Origin of the sequence: Actinomadura sp. NPDC048394 (genome assembly GCF_040651755.1) — a bacterium.
In the GTDB taxonomy this organism is placed as follows: Bacteria; Actinomycetota; Actinomycetes; order Streptosporangiales; family Streptosporangiaceae; genus Spirillospora; species Spirillospora montaniterrae.
The window spans coordinates 1-15,558 of the sequence record NZ_JBEZJL010000142.1; the positions used below are offsets into that span (position 1 = coordinate 1).

14 protein-coding genes are annotated in these 15,558 nt (G+C 74.5%); 6 read left to right on the top strand and 8 right to left on the bottom strand.

The annotated features are described in order from the left end of the window. The first annotated feature begins 182 nt into the window (after positions 1–182). Positions 183–1,613, top strand: a complete 1,431-nt coding sequence (locus AB0C78_RS49440; protein WP_360762375.1) for a family 2 encapsulin nanocompartment cargo protein terpene cyclase — start codon at positions 183–185, stop codon at positions 1,611–1,613. 75 nt (positions 1,614–1,688) lie between these two features. Further along, positions 1,689–2,543 carry a geranyl diphosphate 2-C-methyltransferase gene (locus AB0C78_RS49445; protein ID WP_151543710.1) on the top strand — a complete coding sequence of 285 codons (855 nt, stop codon included), beginning with the start codon at positions 1,689–1,691 and terminating at the stop codon, positions 2,541–2,543. Positions 2,544–2,641: 98 nt separating this feature from the next. On the opposite strand, the gene AB0C78_RS49450 is transcribed toward AB0C78_RS49445, so the two are convergent. The 4 genes from AB0C78_RS49450 to AB0C78_RS49465 all read right to left on the bottom strand — a co-directional run bounded on the left by AB0C78_RS49450 (position 2,642) and on the right by AB0C78_RS49465 (position 6,842). Further along, a complete protein-coding gene (locus AB0C78_RS49450) occupies positions 2,642–3,316 on the bottom strand; it encodes a triacylglycerol lipase (RefSeq protein WP_360762378.1) in 675 nt (224 codons plus the stop codon). A gap of 71 nt (positions 3,317–3,387) precedes the next feature. Continuing rightward, on the bottom strand, positions 3,388–4,398 hold the full coding sequence (locus AB0C78_RS49455) for a cytochrome d ubiquinol oxidase subunit II (protein WP_360762381.1): 1,011 nt from the start codon (positions 4,396–4,398) through the stop codon (positions 3,388–3,390). 2 nt (positions 4,399–4,400) lie between these two features. After that, positions 4,401–5,762: a cytochrome ubiquinol oxidase subunit I gene (locus AB0C78_RS49460; RefSeq protein WP_360762408.1), complete on the bottom strand. Its 1,362-nt coding sequence runs from the start codon at positions 5,760–5,762 to the stop codon at positions 4,401–4,403. 123 nt (positions 5,763–5,885) lie between these two features. Next, positions 5,886–6,842, bottom strand: coding sequence for an ATP-dependent DNA ligase (locus tag AB0C78_RS49465; RefSeq protein WP_360762384.1), 957 nt, complete (start codon positions 6,840–6,842; stop codon positions 5,886–5,888). A 51-nt stretch (positions 6,843–6,893) separates the two neighbouring features. Between AB0C78_RS49465 and AB0C78_RS49470 the strand changes: the two genes are divergently transcribed. Next, a complete protein-coding gene (locus AB0C78_RS49470; protein ID WP_360762387.1) occupies positions 6,894–7,532 on the top strand; it encodes an FMN-binding negative transcriptional regulator in 639 nt (212 codons plus the stop codon). Continuing rightward, positions 7,529–10,420 (top strand): AAA family ATPase, encoded by a 2,892-nt coding sequence (locus tag AB0C78_RS49475; RefSeq protein ID WP_360762390.1) that lies wholly within the window; start codon positions 7,529–7,531, stop codon positions 10,418–10,420. Before AB0C78_RS49470 ends, AB0C78_RS49475 begins: the two co-directional genes overlap by 4 nt. 16 nt (positions 10,421–10,436) lie before the next feature. Here the strand turns inward: AB0C78_RS49475 and AB0C78_RS49480 are convergent, their stop codons facing one another. From AB0C78_RS49480 to AB0C78_RS49490, 3 genes are all read right to left on the bottom strand, one after another. Then, a complete protein-coding gene (locus AB0C78_RS49480; protein WP_360762393.1) occupies positions 10,437–11,519 on the bottom strand; it encodes a hypothetical protein in 1,083 nt (360 codons plus the stop codon). A 1-nt stretch (position 11,520) separates the two neighbouring features. After that, positions 11,521–13,011 carry an NAD(P)/FAD-dependent oxidoreductase gene (locus AB0C78_RS49485; RefSeq protein WP_360762396.1) on the bottom strand — a complete coding sequence of 497 codons (1,491 nt, stop codon included), beginning with the start codon at positions 13,009–13,011 and terminating at the stop codon, positions 11,521–11,523. Positions 13,012–13,145: 134 nt separating this feature from the next. Continuing rightward, entirely contained in the window at positions 13,146–13,427 is a 282-nt protein-coding gene (locus tag AB0C78_RS49490) for a sulfurtransferase TusA family protein (protein WP_360762399.1), read from the bottom strand. 450 nt (positions 13,428–13,877) lie between these two features. Between AB0C78_RS49490 and AB0C78_RS49495 the strand changes: the two genes are divergently transcribed. Continuing rightward, a complete protein-coding gene (locus AB0C78_RS49495) occupies positions 13,878–14,240 on the top strand; it encodes an STAS domain-containing protein (RefSeq protein WP_360762402.1) in 363 nt (120 codons plus the stop codon). A 54-nt stretch (positions 14,241–14,294) separates the two neighbouring features. On the opposite strand, the gene AB0C78_RS49500 is transcribed toward AB0C78_RS49495, so the two are convergent. Continuing rightward, a complete protein-coding gene (locus tag AB0C78_RS49500; protein ID WP_360762405.1) occupies positions 14,295–15,167 on the bottom strand; it encodes a hypothetical protein in 873 nt (290 codons plus the stop codon). Positions 15,168–15,412: 245 nt separating this feature from the next. Between AB0C78_RS49500 and AB0C78_RS49505 the strand changes: the two genes are divergently transcribed. Then, the coding region (locus AB0C78_RS49505; protein ID WP_360762411.1) for a maltotransferase domain-containing protein at positions 15,413–15,558 on the top strand (146 nt) is incomplete at its 3' end.

A 15,558-nucleotide genomic window follows, 5' to 3' on the forward strand; every position in this document is an offset into this window, starting at 1 on the left:
CCGCGGTTTGGGCGGGGTCGGTCAGCCGGACGGGACCGCCGGGCCCTGCCCGTTGAGGAACACGTGTCCGCCCGACTACATGCTGTCACTCCAAGGCAAGGTCATTGCCTGTTGTAGTCGCCCTGAAGCTGTGAGTAACTGGTTCCGGCCGACCACGCCATGATCCAGCGAGGGGAACGACGATGGACGAGTGCAGCGTTGCCCGCGGACCCGGCTGCGCGACGGACGGGCCGGCGCCGGAGGCCGAGGCCGGGTCCCCCGACGGCGCCGCGGCCGGCCGAGCGGCGGCCAAGCGGGTGAGCCGGCTGCTGTCCGGGCCGAGCGGGCTGGGCACGTCGGCGGCGCGCATCCTCGACGCCCTCCGCACCGTCCCGCCGGCGACCGACGCGCCCCCGCTCCCGCCCCTCGACGCCCCCGAGGCACCGGCCGCGCAGGAACCCGACGTCCTTGAGCCCGATCCGCCGACGCCGGATGCGCCGGACGTCCCGGAGACCGACGTCGCCGAGCCTGACGTCGCCGAGCCGGGCGTCCCGGACCTGGGCGCGCACGAACCGCCCGGACCGGACGCCGCCCTCCCGGTCCTGCCGACGCCCCTGCCGAGCCCGACGCGCAAGGGCGGCCACTTCTCGCCGGGCTACGCCGAACGCCCGTGGGGCGACGGCTCGTTCCCGCCGCTGTACTGCCCGCTGACGGCCCGGATCGACGACGACCTCGCGCTCGTGGTCAACGACCGGCTCGTCGAGTGGGCCGACGAGGTCGGGATCTACGCCGACCAGCTGGACAAGTTCCGCAACACCGGGTTCGGGCGGCTCGCCGTGCTCGCCCATCCCGAGACCGACGACGTCGACCCGCTGCTGCTCGCCGCCAAGATGAACGCCGCGTGGTGGGCGTGCGACGACTACTACGCCGACGAGAGCGACCTCGGCGCCACCCCCACCGAGCTGCCGCCGCGGCTGGCGCTGGTGATGTCGGCGATGGACCCGCCGCCGGACGCGGGCAAGTACACCGTCCAGGTCGAGGAGGCCGTGGAGTCCGACCCCGTCCTGCGGGCGCTGCGGTCGGCCACCGGGCATCTGAAGCGCCACGCCGGGCCGTCGCAGGTCATGCGGATCCTCAACACCACGTTCCAGATGTACGTGAGCTGGACGGCGTACGCGGCGTGGCGGCACCTCGGCGAGCTGCCGCCCGTGTGGCGGTACCTCGCGGCGCGGCAGCACGACAGCTTCTACACGTCCATGACGCTGATCGACGTCGTCGGCGGCTACCAGCTGGACGCGAACCTGTTCTACGAGCCGCGCGTGCACCGCGCGGTGATGCAGGCGGGCACCGCCTCCGTCATCGTCAACGACCTGCACTCGGTGGAGCGGGAGGCCGCCGACGACCTGCCCGACTGCAACGTGGTGCTGCTGATCGCCGAGGAGGAGGGCTGCCCCCTGGAGGAGGCGGTCCGGACGGCCGTGGCGATGCACAACGACTTCGTCCGCGGGTTCGAGGACAGCCAGCGCGAGCTGGCCTCGGTCCCGTCCGCCGAGCTGCAGCGGTTCCTGCTCGGCGTGCAGAGCTGGATGGGCGGCTGCCTGGAGTGGCACGGCGCGTCCGACCGCTACAAGTGACGACCCGACGACCCGACGACCCCGACCCGACGACCCCGACCCGATGACCCGAACCCCACGAAAGGATCACCGGACATGACCGCAACCCAGGACTCCCCCGTGCTCGGCAGCCTCTACCAGCACTCGGTCGCCGAGTACTGGAACGCCGAGCGCAACCCGGTCAACCTGCGGCTCGGCGAGGTGGACGGGATCTACCACCACCACTACGGCGTCGGCCCCGTCGACTGGACGGTCCTCGACGGCCCGGCCGAGACCCGCGAGCAGCGGACCATCGCCGAGCTGCACCGGCTGGAGAGCGCCCAGGCCGACCTGCTGATGAGCCATCTCGGCCCGGTCAAGCCGTCCGACCGGCTGATGGACGCCGGGTCGGGGCGCGGCGGGTCGAGCCTGGTCGCCAACGAGCGGTTCGGCTGCCGGGTCGACGGGGTGTCGATCTCGGAGTCGCAGGTCGCGTTCGCCAACGACCAGGCGGAGCGGCGCGGCGTCGCGGACAAGGTCCGCTTCCACTTCAAGAACATGCTCGACACCGGCTTCGAGACCGGGGCGTTCCAGGCGATCTGGAACAACGAGAGCACCATGTACGTGGAGCTGGGCCTGCTGTTCGCCGAGCACGCGCGGCTGCTGAAGCGCGGCGGCCGGTACGTGACCATCACCGGCTGCTACAACGACGCCTACGGGCTGCCGTCGCGGGCCGTCAGCGAGATCAACGCGCACTACATCTGCGACATCCACCCGCGCAGCACCTACTTCCGGGAGATGGCGGCGAACCGGCTGGTCCCGGTGAGCGTCGTCGACCTCACGTCCGCGACGATCCCGTACTGGGAGCTGCGGGCGAAGTCGACGCTGGCGACCGGCATCGAGCAGGCGTTCCTGGACGCCTACAAGGGCGGCAGCTTCCAGTACCTGCTGATCGCCGCCGACCGCGTCTAGCTCTGGCGGGGGCATTCCGCGGCCCGCCGGTGGGAGCACCGGCGGGCCGCGGGTTCCTGATCGGGACGGGGGTTCCTGATCGGGACAGGGGGCGGGCGTCAGCTCGCCAGGAAGGTGCGGACGGAGTTCAGCACCACCGTGTCGGTGAGGTAGGTGAGGTGGTTCTCGCAGGCCACGTAGTTGTTCGTGGCGCCGCTGAGCATGGTGCTGGTGTAGGGGTTGATGACGCCGTCGCACGGCGAGTACCAGGTGGCGTACTTGGTGTCGCCGGGCGTCTCGTCACCGGAGGCGAGCGTCTGGATGAACGACGAGCCGGGCGACATCTGCTGGCAGGTCGTGTAGATCAGGCAGGCGTAGGCGGCGGTGGTGCCGTGGTTGGCGCCGGCGAGGGAGGCCAGGTGCTTGACGTACTGCTGGCCGCCGAGCTCCTTGATGTACCACCAGCTGACGAGCCCGCCCATGGAGTGGTTGACGATGTCGACCTGGGACGCGCCGGTCTGCGCCCGCACCTGGTTCACGTAGGAGGCCAGGCTGGCGGCGTTGGTCTTGTTGTCGCCGTAGGAGTTGTAGTTGAAGGCGAACATCTCGTTGCTGCTGTAGCCGGCCGCGGCGAACACCGCCTCCGCGGTGACCCAGTTGGACGCGTTTCCGGTGTAGCCGTGGACGAAGACCACGGGCGTGTGCCCGGCCGCGTGCGCGGGCGCGCTCACGCCGACGACGGCACCGAGCACGGTGACCGCCGCGGTCAGGAGTGTGCCGAGAATCCGGCGCATCGCTCCTCCTCGGGGGGTGGGGGTTTCGTCACCGAGTGTCGCTGCGGTCGCCGGTCACCGCATCGGCGAAATCACCGGTCTCGCGCGTCCGGTGCGTGCTCGCGCTGGAACGTCGCGTAGAGCCACCAGAGCGACGGCAGGAGCAGCAGCGCGCCGGCGCCGAGGGAGGCGAGGCTCGCGACGAGCACGGAGTCGGCGGCCGCGGCCTGGTCGAGGTCGACGCCGGGCAGCAGGTGCGGGTACTGCCCGGCGCCCCAGCCCCACAGCAGGCCGACGACGGCGAGCGCCGCGGTGGCGCGGACGGCGACGTACGCGCGCCGCCACAGCAGGACCATCGACGCGATCCCGGCCGCGATCGACACCACGAGCAGCGGCAGCCCGCGCCCGGACGTCAGCTCGGTGAACAGCCGCGGCGCGTCGGCGTGCAGGACGGCGAGGCCGCCGCCCGACAGGACGCCGACGACGGCGCCCGCGGCGAGCGCCCGCCGCCGGAACCGCTCGGACAGCTCGGGGTGCCCGCCGCGCTCGGCGTCCCGGGTGAGGTAGACGGCGGCGAGGTAGGCGGCGACGCCGACCGCGAGGCCGCCGCTGATCAGCGAGGTGGGGTTGACCCAGCTCGTCACGAGGTCGCCCTTCGCCAGCCCCGGCGGGACGCGGAAGGAGGCGATCGCGCCGGCGACCGTGCCGAGGAAGAACGGGGTGACGAGCGAGGAGAACGCGAACGTGAAGCCGAACAGCCGCTGCTGCCACAGCGCCGTGCTGGCCTTGCGGAACGCGAACGCGGCGCCGCGCGCGATGATGCCCAGCGCGGCGAGCGTCAGCGGGATGTAGAGGGTGGAGCAGAGCGCCGCGAACACCGCCGGCACGCCCGTCCAGGTGACGACCAGGACGAAGATCAGCCAGACGTGGTTGGTCTCCCAGACCGGTCCGATGGAGTGCTCGATCTGGGCGCGCTGCGGGCGGCCGCGCTCGCTGCCGCCGGCGAGCAGGTCCCAGACGCCGCCGCCGAAGTCGGCGCCGGCGAACAGCACGTAGGCGCTGAGGCCGACCCACAGCACGGCGAGCAGGATCGCGGCCGCCACGGTCAGACCACCGTGAACCCGGTGACGTCCTGCTCCTGCGGCGCGATCGGCACCGGCTTGTCGCGGGCCATGCGCCGCAGCACGTACACCGACGCGGCGGTGAGCACGGTGTACACGATGCCGACCAGGACGGCGCCCCAGATGAGGCCGGGCGCCGGGTTGACGGCGTCGGCCGTGCGCAGGACCCCGTACACGATCCAGGGCTGCCGGCCGACCTCCGTGACCGTCCAGCCCGCTTCGAGCGCGCCGACGGCGGCGAGGCCGGACACCGAGGTGGCGAGCAGGAACCACCGGGTGCGGGGCAGGTCGCGGCGGCGCCACCAGTACAGGCCGAGCCAGAGCGCCAGCAGCAGCATCGCGAAGCCGAGGCCGACCATCACCTGGAAGCCCCAGTGCACGATGTTCACCGGCGGGCGGGCCTCGGGCGGCACCGTGTTCAGTCCGACGATCTCCGCGTTCGGGTCGGCGTGCGCCAGCAGCGACAGCCCGTCCGGGATCCCGATCGCGTAGCGCAGCTCGCCGTCGATCGCGACCCCGGCGATGTGCAGCGGGACGCCGCGCGCCGTGTCGAACACGCCCTCCATCGCGGCGAGCTTGATCGGCTGGTGGTCGGCGACGAATCGGGCCGCCCAGTCGCCCACGACGACCTGCGGCAGCGCGACGACGGCGGCGACGGTGAACGGCAGCAGCAGGCCGAGCCGGTGGTAGCGGTCGCGGCGCCCGCGCCGCATCGCCACCGCGTACACCGACGCGATGCCGAACCCGGCGACCATGAACGCGGCGAGGATCATGTGGACGGTCTGGGACGGGAACGACGGGTTGAACATGGCCCGCCAGGGGTGCACCTCCACGATGCGGCCGTTCACCGCCCGGAACCCGACGGGCGCCTGCATCCACGCGTTCGCGGTCACCACGAAGAACGCGCTCAGCACCCCGGCGACGACGATCGGGACGCCGGACAGCAGGTGCTTCACCGGGCTCAGCCGGTCCCACGCGTAGAGGTAGAGGCCGAGGAAGATCGCCTCGATGAAGAACGCGATGCCCTCCAGCGTGAACGGCAGCCCGATGACCTGCCCGTAGACGCCCATCATGCCGGGCCACAGCAGGCCCATCTCGAACGACAGGATCGTCCCGGACACGGCGCCGACGGCGAACAGCACGCCCATCGCGCGGCCCCAGCGGCGCGCGAGCAGCCGGTAGTTCGCGTCGCCGGTGCGGTGGCCGCGCCACTCGGCGATCAGGGTGATCGCGGGCATGCCGACGCCGAGGCAGGCGAGCACGATGTGCCAGCCGAGCGAGACGGCCATCTGGGTCCGCGCGGCCACCAGGTCGCCCGGGGTGGCGCCGGCCGCCAGCTGCCCCATCACGGTCACGTGCCGCTCCCCCCGGATGCCGTTCGCGCGGGTGTCCGGCGGGGTCGTACCCGGGCGCCGCGCGGCGACGCGGCGGCCGGGACGATCATGAACGGCCGTTGACCATTCCCAGTGTCAGCCCTGCTCGCGGCGGGCGCGGGCGCGGCGCTTGCCCTCGTGCATCGCCTGGACGCGGGCGATCGGGATGGTGTGGCCCTCCGCGACGAGGTCGGCGGGCAGGGGGCGCGCGGCGGGCATCAGCTCCGCCCAGGGGTCGCGGTCGGCGAGCAGCCCGGCCGCCGTCCGGACGGTGAAGGCGTGCGGGTCGGCGGCGTCGAGCTCGTCCCACGGGACGGGGAACGACACCGGCGTGCCGGGCCTGATGCGCGGGCTGTAGGCGGCGGCGACGGTCGCGCCGCCCGCCCTGGTCGAGTCGAGGAACACCTTGCCGGCGCGGTCCTCGCGGATGAACGCCGTGGTGGCGAGGGACGGGTCGAGCCGTTCGGCGCGGGCGGCGAGCGCGCGGGTCGCCGCCGCGGCGTCGTCGGCGGCGGTGCGGCCGTCGAGCGGGACGAACACGTGCACGCCCTTGGACCCGCTGGTCTTCACCGCGCCGTCGAGCCCGCAGTCGCCGAGCGCGCGGCGCACCAGGTGCGCGGCGGCGACGGCGGCGGAGAACGGGCCGCCCTCCGGCGGGTCGATGTCCATCACCAGGTGGGTGGGGTGGGCGGGGTCGGCGGCGAGGGCGAGCGGCGGGTGGTACTCGACCGCGCGCTGGTTGGCGAACCACAGCAGCGTCCGGCGGTCGTCGCAGAGCGCGTAGTCCACCTCCCGCTGCGACGTCTCGGCCCACACCGTGACCCGCCGCACCCACGGCGGCGTGTACCTGGGCAGGTTCTTCTGCATGAACGGCTTCTGGCCGCGCAGCACGCGGATGACCGACAGCGGGCGGCCCGCCAGCCGCGGGACGAGCCGCCCGGCGACGGCGTCGAGGTAGTCGACCAGGTCGCGCTTGGTCGCCTCGGCGCCGTCGAACAGCGGCTGGTCGAGGTTGGTCAGCCGGACCCCGTCGCGCTCCTCTTCGGTGCTCACTCCTCCACCTTCGCACGCGCCTCCGACAGGCCGGTCGGGTAGCGTCGGGGCGTGTACATACCCGCACATTTCTCGGCCGGTGACGCGGAGGTCCGCGCGCTCCTCGACGGCTGCGCCGCGGCCGACCTGGTCACGAGCACGCCGCGCGGCCTCCTCGCGACGTTCCTGCCCGTCCTGTACGACCCGGACGCCGGCGAGCACGGCGCGCTGCTCGCGCACGTCGCCCGCAACAACGACCAGTGGAACGTGCCCGCGCAGGGCGAGTCGCTGTTCATCGTGCACGGGCCCGATGCGTACGTGACGCCGTCGTGGTACGCGTCCAAGGCCGAGCACGGGCGGGTCGTGCCGACATGGAACTACCTCACCGCGCACGTCTACGGGCGGCTCGTCGTCCACGACGACCCGGCGTGGCTGGAGTCGCTGGTGCGGCGGCTCACCGGCAAGCACGAGGCGGGCCGTTCCGAGCCCTGGTCGGTGGACGACGCGCCGCCGGCGTTCATCGCCGGGCAGCTGCGCGCGATCGTCGGCCTGGAGCTGGTCATCACCCGGATCGAGGCGAAGGCGAAGCTGAGCCAGAACCGGCCGGCCGCCGACCGGGACGGCGTCGCCGCCGGATACCTCGCGGAAGGCGACCCGGTCATGGCGGAGGCGGTGCGCGCGGCGGCGAGACCGGACGCGCCGGGACGGTGAACGCCCGCACGGTCAGCCCGGTCCTCGTCGGCCGCGAGCGCGAGTCCGCCGCGCTCGACGCCGCGTTCCGCGCCGCCCGCGACGGGACGCCGTCGGCGGTGCTGCTCGGCGGCGAGGCCGGGGTGGGCAAGACCCGGCTGGTCGGCGACTTCGGCGCGCGCGCCCGCGCCGAGGGCGCGCGGGTGCTCGTCGGCGGCTGCCTGGAGCTCGGCACCGAGGGCCTGCCGTTCGCGCCGTTCACGGCGGCGCTGCGCGGGCTCGTCCGCGACGTCGGCGTGGACGGGGTGCGCGGCCTGCTGCCCGCGGGCGCGGGCGACGGCCTCGGCCGGCTGCTGCCCGACTTCGGCGACGCCGACGCGGGCGCGTTCACCGGGGAGTCGCGGGCCCGGCTGTTCGAGCTGGTGCTGACGCTGCTGGAGCGGCTCGCCGCGGCCGGCCCGGTGGTGCTGGTCGTCGAGGACGCGCACTGGGCGGACACCTCGACCCGCGACCTGCTGACGTTCCTCGTCCGCAACCTCGGCGCCGGGGACGCGCTGCTGATCGTCGTCACGTACCGGACCGACGAGCTGCACCGCGCGCATCCGCTGCGCCCGGTGCTCACCGAGCTGGAGCGCGTCGAGCACGTCGCCCGCGTCGAGGTCGGGCGGCTCGGCCGGGACGACGTCGGCGCGCTGGTGCGCGGCATCCTCGGCACCGACCCGCCGGCCGGCACGCTCGCGGACGTGTTCGAGCGCAGCGAGGGCAACCCGCTGTTCGTCGAGGCGCTGGTCGGCTCGGGCGCGGGCCGGGACCTGCCGGAGTCGCTGCGCGACCTGCTGCTCGGCGCCGTCCAGCGGCTGCCGGAGGACACCCAGGAGATCCTGCGGGTGGCGGCGGGCGGCGGCGCGCGGATCGAGCACGAGCTGCTCGCCGCGGTGGCCGGGCTGGACGAGCGGGAGCTGACCCGGGGGCTGCGGCCCGCCGTGGCGGTCAACGTGCTCGTCGTGGACGGCGACGGGTACGCGTTCCGGCACGCGCTGATCCGCGAGGCGGTGCACGACGACCTGCTGCCCGGGGAGCGGACGCGGCTGCACGTCCGGTACGCGCGGGTGCTGGAGGAGCGTCCGGAGCTGATGCCGGACCGGGCGCGGGCGGTGACGCTGGCCCACCACTGGCATGCCGCGCACGACGTCGTCCGGGCGCTGACCGCGGCGTGGCGGGCCGTCGGGGAGACGCGGCGGGCGCTCGCGTACGCCGAGGCGCTGCGGATGGCGTCGCGGGTGCTCGGGCTGTGGGACCGGGTGCCGGATGCGGCGGAGCGCGTCGGCGTCCCGCACGTCCAGGTGATGGAGGAGGCGGTCACGCTGGCCGACCTCGCGGGCGAGCCGGACACGGGGATCAGGCTCGCGTCGGAGGCGCTGCGGCACGAGGAGGCCGCCGGCGACCCGATGCGGGCGGCGCGGCTGCACGAGCTGCGCGGCATGATGCGGCTGCGGTCGGGCAGCGACAAGGCCCCGGCGGACCTGCGCGAGGCGGCCCGGCTGGTGCCGGCGGATCCGCCGTCGGCCGAGCGGGCGCGGGTGCTCGCGACGCTCGCCACGAAGATCGTCGGCCTGCACGGCACCCGGCCGGAGGCGGACGCGGCGGCGCGCGAGGCGCTGGAGGTCGCGCGGGCGGTCGGGGACACCGAGGTGGAGCTGTCCATCGAGCTGAACGTGGCGTGGCTCGACCTGTTCCACGACGACGACCCGGAGGCGTTCTTCGCCCGGATCGTGCGGGTCGCCGAGCGGGCCTCCGAGGTCCGGGCGTTCGAGCCGCTGCTGCGCGCGTTCACCAACCACTCCGACGTGCTGGAGATGTACGGGCGGCACGCGGAGGCCGCCGAGGTGGCCGCCGCGGGCATCGCCCGGGCGGAGGAGTACGGGCTGGCGCGGTCGGCGGGCGCGCACCTGTCGGTCAACGCGGCGGAGCCGATGGTGTCGCTCGGCCGCTGGGACGAGGCGCTCGGCGTGATCGGGCGGACGCTGCCGCGGATGTCGGCGGGCGTCATCCGGGCGGGGCTGCACAACCTGGCGGGGGCGGTGGCGCTCGCCCGCGGGGACCTCGACGGCGCCGAGCGGCACGCGGCGGAGACGCCCGGCCTGATCGCGCGCGGCGCGGCCCGGCGGGCGCAGAACCTGTTCCCGGTGTGCCGGCTGAGCGCGCTGACGGCGCTCGCGCGGGGCCGCCCGGCCGAGGCGCTGGACGCGCTGGACCCGATCCTCACCGACGTCGGCCTGCCCGACGACTCCCGGTACGCGCTGCCGGGGCTCGTGGTCGCGGCCACCGCCTGCGCGGAACTCGGCGACACCGGCGCGCTGGCGAAGGTGCGGGCGCGCGTGGAGGGGATGCGCCTCTACGGGCCGGTGCAGGAGGCGCACCGGCTGACGTTCGCGGCGGAGGCCGCCCGCGCCGAAGGCGTCCAGGATCAGGCGGCCTGGGACGCGGCGGCCGCGGCGTGGGACGCGCTGCACCAGCCGTACGAGACGGCGTCCGCGCTGGTCGGGGCCGGTGAGGCGGCGCTCGCCTCGGGGGACCGGGAGCGTGCGGGCGTGGCGCTGCGGCGGGCCGCCGACCTGGCGGACGGCCTGCGCGCGAGCCCGCTGCGGGACCGCGCCGCCGACCTCGCGCGCCGCGCCGGGGCGCCGCTCGGCGGCGACCGGCCGTCGCCCGGGCTCGGCCTCACCCCGCGCGAGACCGAGGTGCTGCGGCTCGTCGCCGCCGGGCGCAGCAACCGGGAGATCGCCGAGGCGCTGTTCATCTCGGTGAAGACCGCCAGCGTGCACGTGTCCAACATCCTCGGCAAGCTCGGCGTCGCGGGCCGCGGCGAGGCCGCCGCCCGCGCGCACAAGCTGCGCCTGTTCGACTGACCCGGACCGCGGCGGGTCAGGCGGCCGGGCGGAGCGGGACGATCCTGGTCGTGACGCGGGCGCGGGCGTGCGGGCCGTCGGCGGTGCCGGGCGCGCGCCCGCAGGTGTGGGACGCGACGTCGCCGCCGACGTGCAGGCCCGTCGGGACGAGCCGGTTCGTCCGGAACGCCAGCGACGGGTCGCGCAGCATCGGGTTCGACCAGGGGATCACCTCCGACAGCAGCGTGAACACCGGGTCGATCACCTTGGTGACGCCGTCGTCGTCGACGACCTCCACCCAGGCGTGCACGACCTCGGGCAGCCCGACCACCCAGCCGATCCGGGTCGTCGCGGGCACGCCCTCCTCGCGGCACAGCCGCTCGATGTAGCGGCTGGCGGCGCCGCAGCCGGCGAAGCCGCGCGGGACGAGGTCCGGGTCGTCGCGCAGCTCGACGGGCAGGCGCAGGTAGCGCGGCTCGGCGCCGATGAACTCGCGGACGATCGCGCGCAGCGCGGGCGCGCGCAGCACCGGGCAGTCCCCGACCGTCCGGAGCACCGCCGAGATCGCCATCGCGGGGCCGGACGAGCGCGCGGTCGTCGCCGCCGCGTCGGGCGCCGCGCCCACCCGGCGGCCGCCGCGTCCCGGATGCGCCCGGACGTGCCGGACCGCCCCGCCGTACGCGCCGGTGCGGGGCCGGGCGAGGGCGTTGCGGGCGTCGGGACGGCAGCCGTCCGGGTCCCCGCACGCGACCCGCAGCTCGAACCGGGACACCCGCGGCGCGATGAGGTCCTCGCAGGACGAGCGGGTCCAGCGCAGCAGCGACGCGACGTCCCGCTCGACCGGCGTGCGCCCCGTCCCGGAGTAGAGGGCGAGGTTGAACAGGTCCCGCCCGTCGAACCGCTCCCGGCCGCGCTCGCCGGTCGACGGCAGGCCGTGCCGGACGAGCGCGGTCAGCGTCCGGTCGTCGCAGGCCAGCATCCGCGCGGCGTCGGCGCGTCCGGTGTCGGGCCGGTGATGGCCGGGCGGGATGACGTAGAGGCCTTCGAGCGCGCGCAGCAGCCGGCGGTCGGCGCCGTCCCCGCCGCGGCTCCGGGCCGGGGTCCTGTGTGCGGCGCCCACGTCAGCGCTTCACGATCCGGTAGTCGGACGGGTCGAGGGTCCGGGTGCGGCGGCGGTAGCCGAGCATCGAGCCGGGCCAGTTGCTGGCGTTGCGGCGGCGGCCGCCGGCGCCTTCGCCGGAGTGCAGGTACCAGCTGTCGCAGCCGCCGGCGTTCCAGACCGTCCCGTCCAGGCGGCGCTGGAGCGCTGCGTCGAACTCGGCCAGCACGCCCTCCCGGACGTCCATGTAGAGCACCTCCGGGTCGCGCAACGCGCGGGCCGCCTGCACGATGTAGGAGATCTGGCTTTCGAGCATGTGCACCACCGACCCCGAGCCGACATTGGTGTTGGGCCCGTACATCAGGAAGAAGTTCGGGAAGCCCGCGACGGCCATCCCCAGGTAGGCTCGCGGCCCGTCCCGCCACGTCTCGTCCAGGTCCCGCTCAGTGAGACCGGTCACGCGCATGGGGGCGACGAAGTCCCGGGTGCGGAAGCCGGTGCCGAGGATGACGGTGTCGGCGGGGTGCTCGCGCCCGTCGGCGGTGACGAGGCCGTCCCGGGTCGCGCCGACGACGGCGCTGGTGACCACGTCCACGTGCGGGAGGTCGAGGGCGCGGTAGTAGTCGCTGGAGATCAGCACGCGCTTGCAGCCGAGCTCGTAGCCGGGGACGAGGCGCTCGCGCAGCCGCCGGTCCTTCACCGACCACAGCGTCGTCCGGCACAGCGCGCGGACGTGCGCCGACAGGACGCGGCGGGCGCGCGGCGAGACCAGCATCGGGTTCAGCAGCGCCTCGAACCAGACGAACACCGCGAGCCGCGACAGCCGTTGCAGCAGCGGGAACCGCCGGTTGAGCGCGGTGCGCAGCCGCGGGTAGCGGCGGTCCCACTTCCAGCCGACCCACTGCGGTTCGCGCTGGAAGACGGTCAGCTTCGCCGCGTCCGGCGCGATCCGCGGGACGAACTGCACCGCGCTCGCGCCGTTGCCGACGACCGCGACGGTCCGTCCGGCGAGGTCGTGGCCGTGGTCCCAGCGCGCGGAGTGGAACACGGTGCCGGCGAAGCCCTCCAGCCCCGGGATGTCCGGCACCGACGGGACGCTCAGCTGGCCGCAGGCCGCGACGAGCAGGCCGGCCCGGTGCACCTCTCCCCCGGCCGTCCGCAGGTTCCACTGCCCGGCCTCCGGATCGAAGCCGGCGCGGGTGATCTCGCAGCCGAACCGGACGTGCTCCAGGACGCCGTACTTGCGCGCGCAGTGCCGCAGGTAGGCGAGGATCTCCGGCTGCGGCGCGAACCGCCGCGACCAGTCCGGCTTCGGCTCGAACGAGTAGGAGTACAGGTGGGACGGGGCGTCGCAGGCGGCGCCCGGGTAGGTGTTCTCCCGCCACACGCCGCCGACGTCGCCGGCGCGCTCGAAGACCGTCAGGTCGGTGAAACCGGCGCGGAGCAGCCGGACGGCGAGCCCCAGCCCGCTGAACCCGCTGCCCACGATCGCGATCGACGGCCGTCCCGCCATGCCCGTCACATCCCTCGCTAATTGGCGATACGCCAATAGTGACGGACGCTCCGTCAAAATGAAACGGCGGGGCCACCCGGAGACGGGATGCGGAGGCCGGATGCGGCGGCCGGTGCGGCGGCGGGCGGGGCCGCTCAGCCGTGCGCGGCGGGGCGCCAGGGCGAGTCGGGCTCGGTGGCGCGCGGGCGTTCGGTCACGCGCAGCGCGTAGGTGGGGGTGTCGGCGGCGACCGGGCCGAGGTAGTCGTGCCCTGTCAGATGGCACCAGGCCGGCAGGTCGATCGGCGCCGCCGGGTCGCTCGCGATGAGATGCACGACCGTGCCGGGCGCCAGCCCCGCCAGGTGCCCGCGCAGCTCCAGCAGGAGCCGCACGCAGGAACGGTCCCCACCGTCGATGACCACCGGTTCCGAACCCATTCGGCCTCCCCCAGGACTCGCTTCTCCGGCGAGCAATCACCCCATGGGGGAAATATAGGGCTTTGGGGGCCTCGCTTCACCGCGGAACATCCCGCGGCGAGCGATCGTTGAAGGAATCGGGAGCACCCGCCGGACGGCGGTGAACGCTCCCGCCGGAGCGCCGGCGAGGGCGATCGATCGCCCGTCACGGTGCGGCTTCGGAGCAGCGGCGGCCGGATCCGGCCGCGTCCCGCACGATCCTGTCGGCGTCACCGTCCGGGGCCGCGCGTGCGCGCATCCGAAGCGACGGACTCGGAGCAATCGGAAGCGAACGCGATGATCGGCAATATGAGCGACCGGCGCCCCACTCTTGACCCTCTCTTTCAGGTTTCGTCCAGCTTTGGGGCTTACAGTCGCAGTGAAGCACCCCCAGACGTCACCCACGTGAGGAACCTGACCTTGGGGCGAGCCATGGAACTCGGAGCAGCGCGAGTGGAGACCACGCCGACCTGCGGGACGCTGTCCTTCCCCGCCGAGGTCGACCTGAGCAACGGCGAGGCGATCCTCGACCAGGCCCTCGGGCTGCTCGACTCCGGGGCGCCCGCCCTCATCCTCGACCTCTCGGACTGCACGTTCTGCGACTCCAACGCGCTGAACGTCATCCTGCGCTCGCAGATGCGCGCCACCGAGCTCGGCGTGCCGATGTGGGTGGTGCTGCCGCCGCGCGGCATCGTCCGCCGGGTCGCCGAGGTCGCGGGCCTGCCGCGGCGCGTCGCCATCGCGCCGGACGTGACGACCGCGCGCGAGGCGCTCGCACCCGTCACGCACGCCTGACCCGCCCGCCCCGGCGGCGGCCGGGCCGCCGGGAGCGCGCCGCCGTGCCGCGCCTCAGCCGACGCGCTCGATCCGGGCGTGCCGGATCAGGAACTTCCCGGCCTCGCGCACCTGCTCGAACGCCGCATCGTTCAGCAGCACGCAGCTGCCCGACGCCGACGTGACCGCGACCGTGGTGGACTTGCCGTTGTCGAGGTTGGTCACCTTCACCTTCGTCCCGACCGGCAGCCGGTCGCTGGACGCGGCGGGCGCGCCGGCCTCGCCGGACAGCGTCACCGTCGACCCCGGGCACACGACGTCGCCGCCCCCGGACGCGGGGGACGTAGCGGGCGGCGCGGACGTAGCAGGCGCCGCGGGCGCCGTGCTCTGCGCGGGCGCCGCGGTCGACGACGGCTCCGGAGCCGCGCTCGAACCGCCGGCCGCCTCCTCCTCCTTGCTGCAGAACGAATCGGTGAAGGCGTCGACCGCCTCGCCCCGCGCCTTCTTCGCCCGCGCGCCCAGGCACAGCGACGTCACCTTGTTCGCGGGCCCGAGCCCGCTGGTCGCGTTGACGGTGTTGGCGAACCGCTCGCGCTGGCGGCAGTGGAAGGCGAGCCCGAAGTCCAGCTTCGTGTCGCCCTTCGCCGCCTGCGCGTCCACCGCCCGGCAGATCGCGCTGACCTGCATCGCGGGCTTCTCGCCTTTCGCGCGCGCCGCCTGCCGCTGGTTCTCCAGCTGCGCGAACTGCGTCTGGTCGCACACTTCGGCGGCGGCGACATCGACCGCCTGTCCCGCCGTGACCTGCCGCTGCAGCGCGGCGCAGCCGGACGACTCCGCCGCCACCCGTCCCGCCTCCCGCTGCTCGCCTCCGCCGCAGGCGCCCGCGCCGAGCACCGCCAGCAGCCCCGCCGTGCCGAGCACCGCGCGCATCCCGTTCCGCCGCATCATCCGTACCGCTCCTTCCGGTGGTGAACTCGCCTGGGTTACGAGCCCCGCCGGACGGCCGGTTCATAGATCAACTCCGCCTTAAATCCGTCCGAACCCCGCCTTGACCGGCGCCGTCGCGGGCCGTGCCGGGGCGGCGCGGGCACGCGATCTCTTTGCGCGATCTTGTGGTTCGCGGGATGCCGCGCGGTCGCGGACCGGGCATGGACCACGGGGAACCGACGCGGACGGGTGGGGAGCGGGGCGCGATGCAGGTGCAGCCGACGGGCGTACTCGGGCGGATCCCGATCCTGGACGTGGCGCCGGTGGTCGGCGGCGGGCGGTGGCCGGCGAAGGCCGTGGTGGGCGAGACGGTCGAGGTGTCGGCGACGGTGTTCCGGGAGGGGCACGAGAT

Bases quoted from the DNA above. Each gene is read 5' to 3' on its own strand.
- AB0C78_RS49445 (WP_151543710.1), top strand. From the start codon at position 1,689: ATGACCGCAACCCAGGACTCCCCCGTGCTCGGCAGCCTCTACCAGCAC.
- AB0C78_RS49460 (WP_360762408.1), bottom strand. From the start codon at position 5,762: ATGGGGCAGCTGGCGGCCGGCGCCACCCCGGGCGACCTGGTGGCCGCG.
- AB0C78_RS49440 (WP_360762375.1), top strand. From the start codon at position 183: ATGGACGAGTGCAGCGTTGCCCGCGGACCCGGCTGCGCGACGGACGGG.
- AB0C78_RS49500 (WP_360762405.1), bottom strand. From the start codon at position 15,167: ATGATGCGGCGGAACGGGATGCGCGCGGTGCTCGGCACGGCGGGGCTG.
- AB0C78_RS49490 (WP_360762399.1), bottom strand. From the start codon at position 13,427: ATGGGTTCGGAACCGGTGGTCATCGACGGTGGGGACCGTTCCTGCGTG.
- AB0C78_RS49485 (WP_360762396.1), bottom strand. From the start codon at position 13,011: ATGGCGGGACGGCCGTCGATCGCGATCGTGGGCAGCGGGTTCAGCGGG.
- AB0C78_RS49450 (WP_360762378.1), bottom strand. From the start codon at position 3,316: ATGCGCCGGATTCTCGGCACACTCCTGACCGCGGCGGTCACCGTGCTC.
- AB0C78_RS49495 (WP_360762402.1), top strand. From the start codon at position 13,878: ATGGAACTCGGAGCAGCGCGAGTGGAGACCACGCCGACCTGCGGGACG.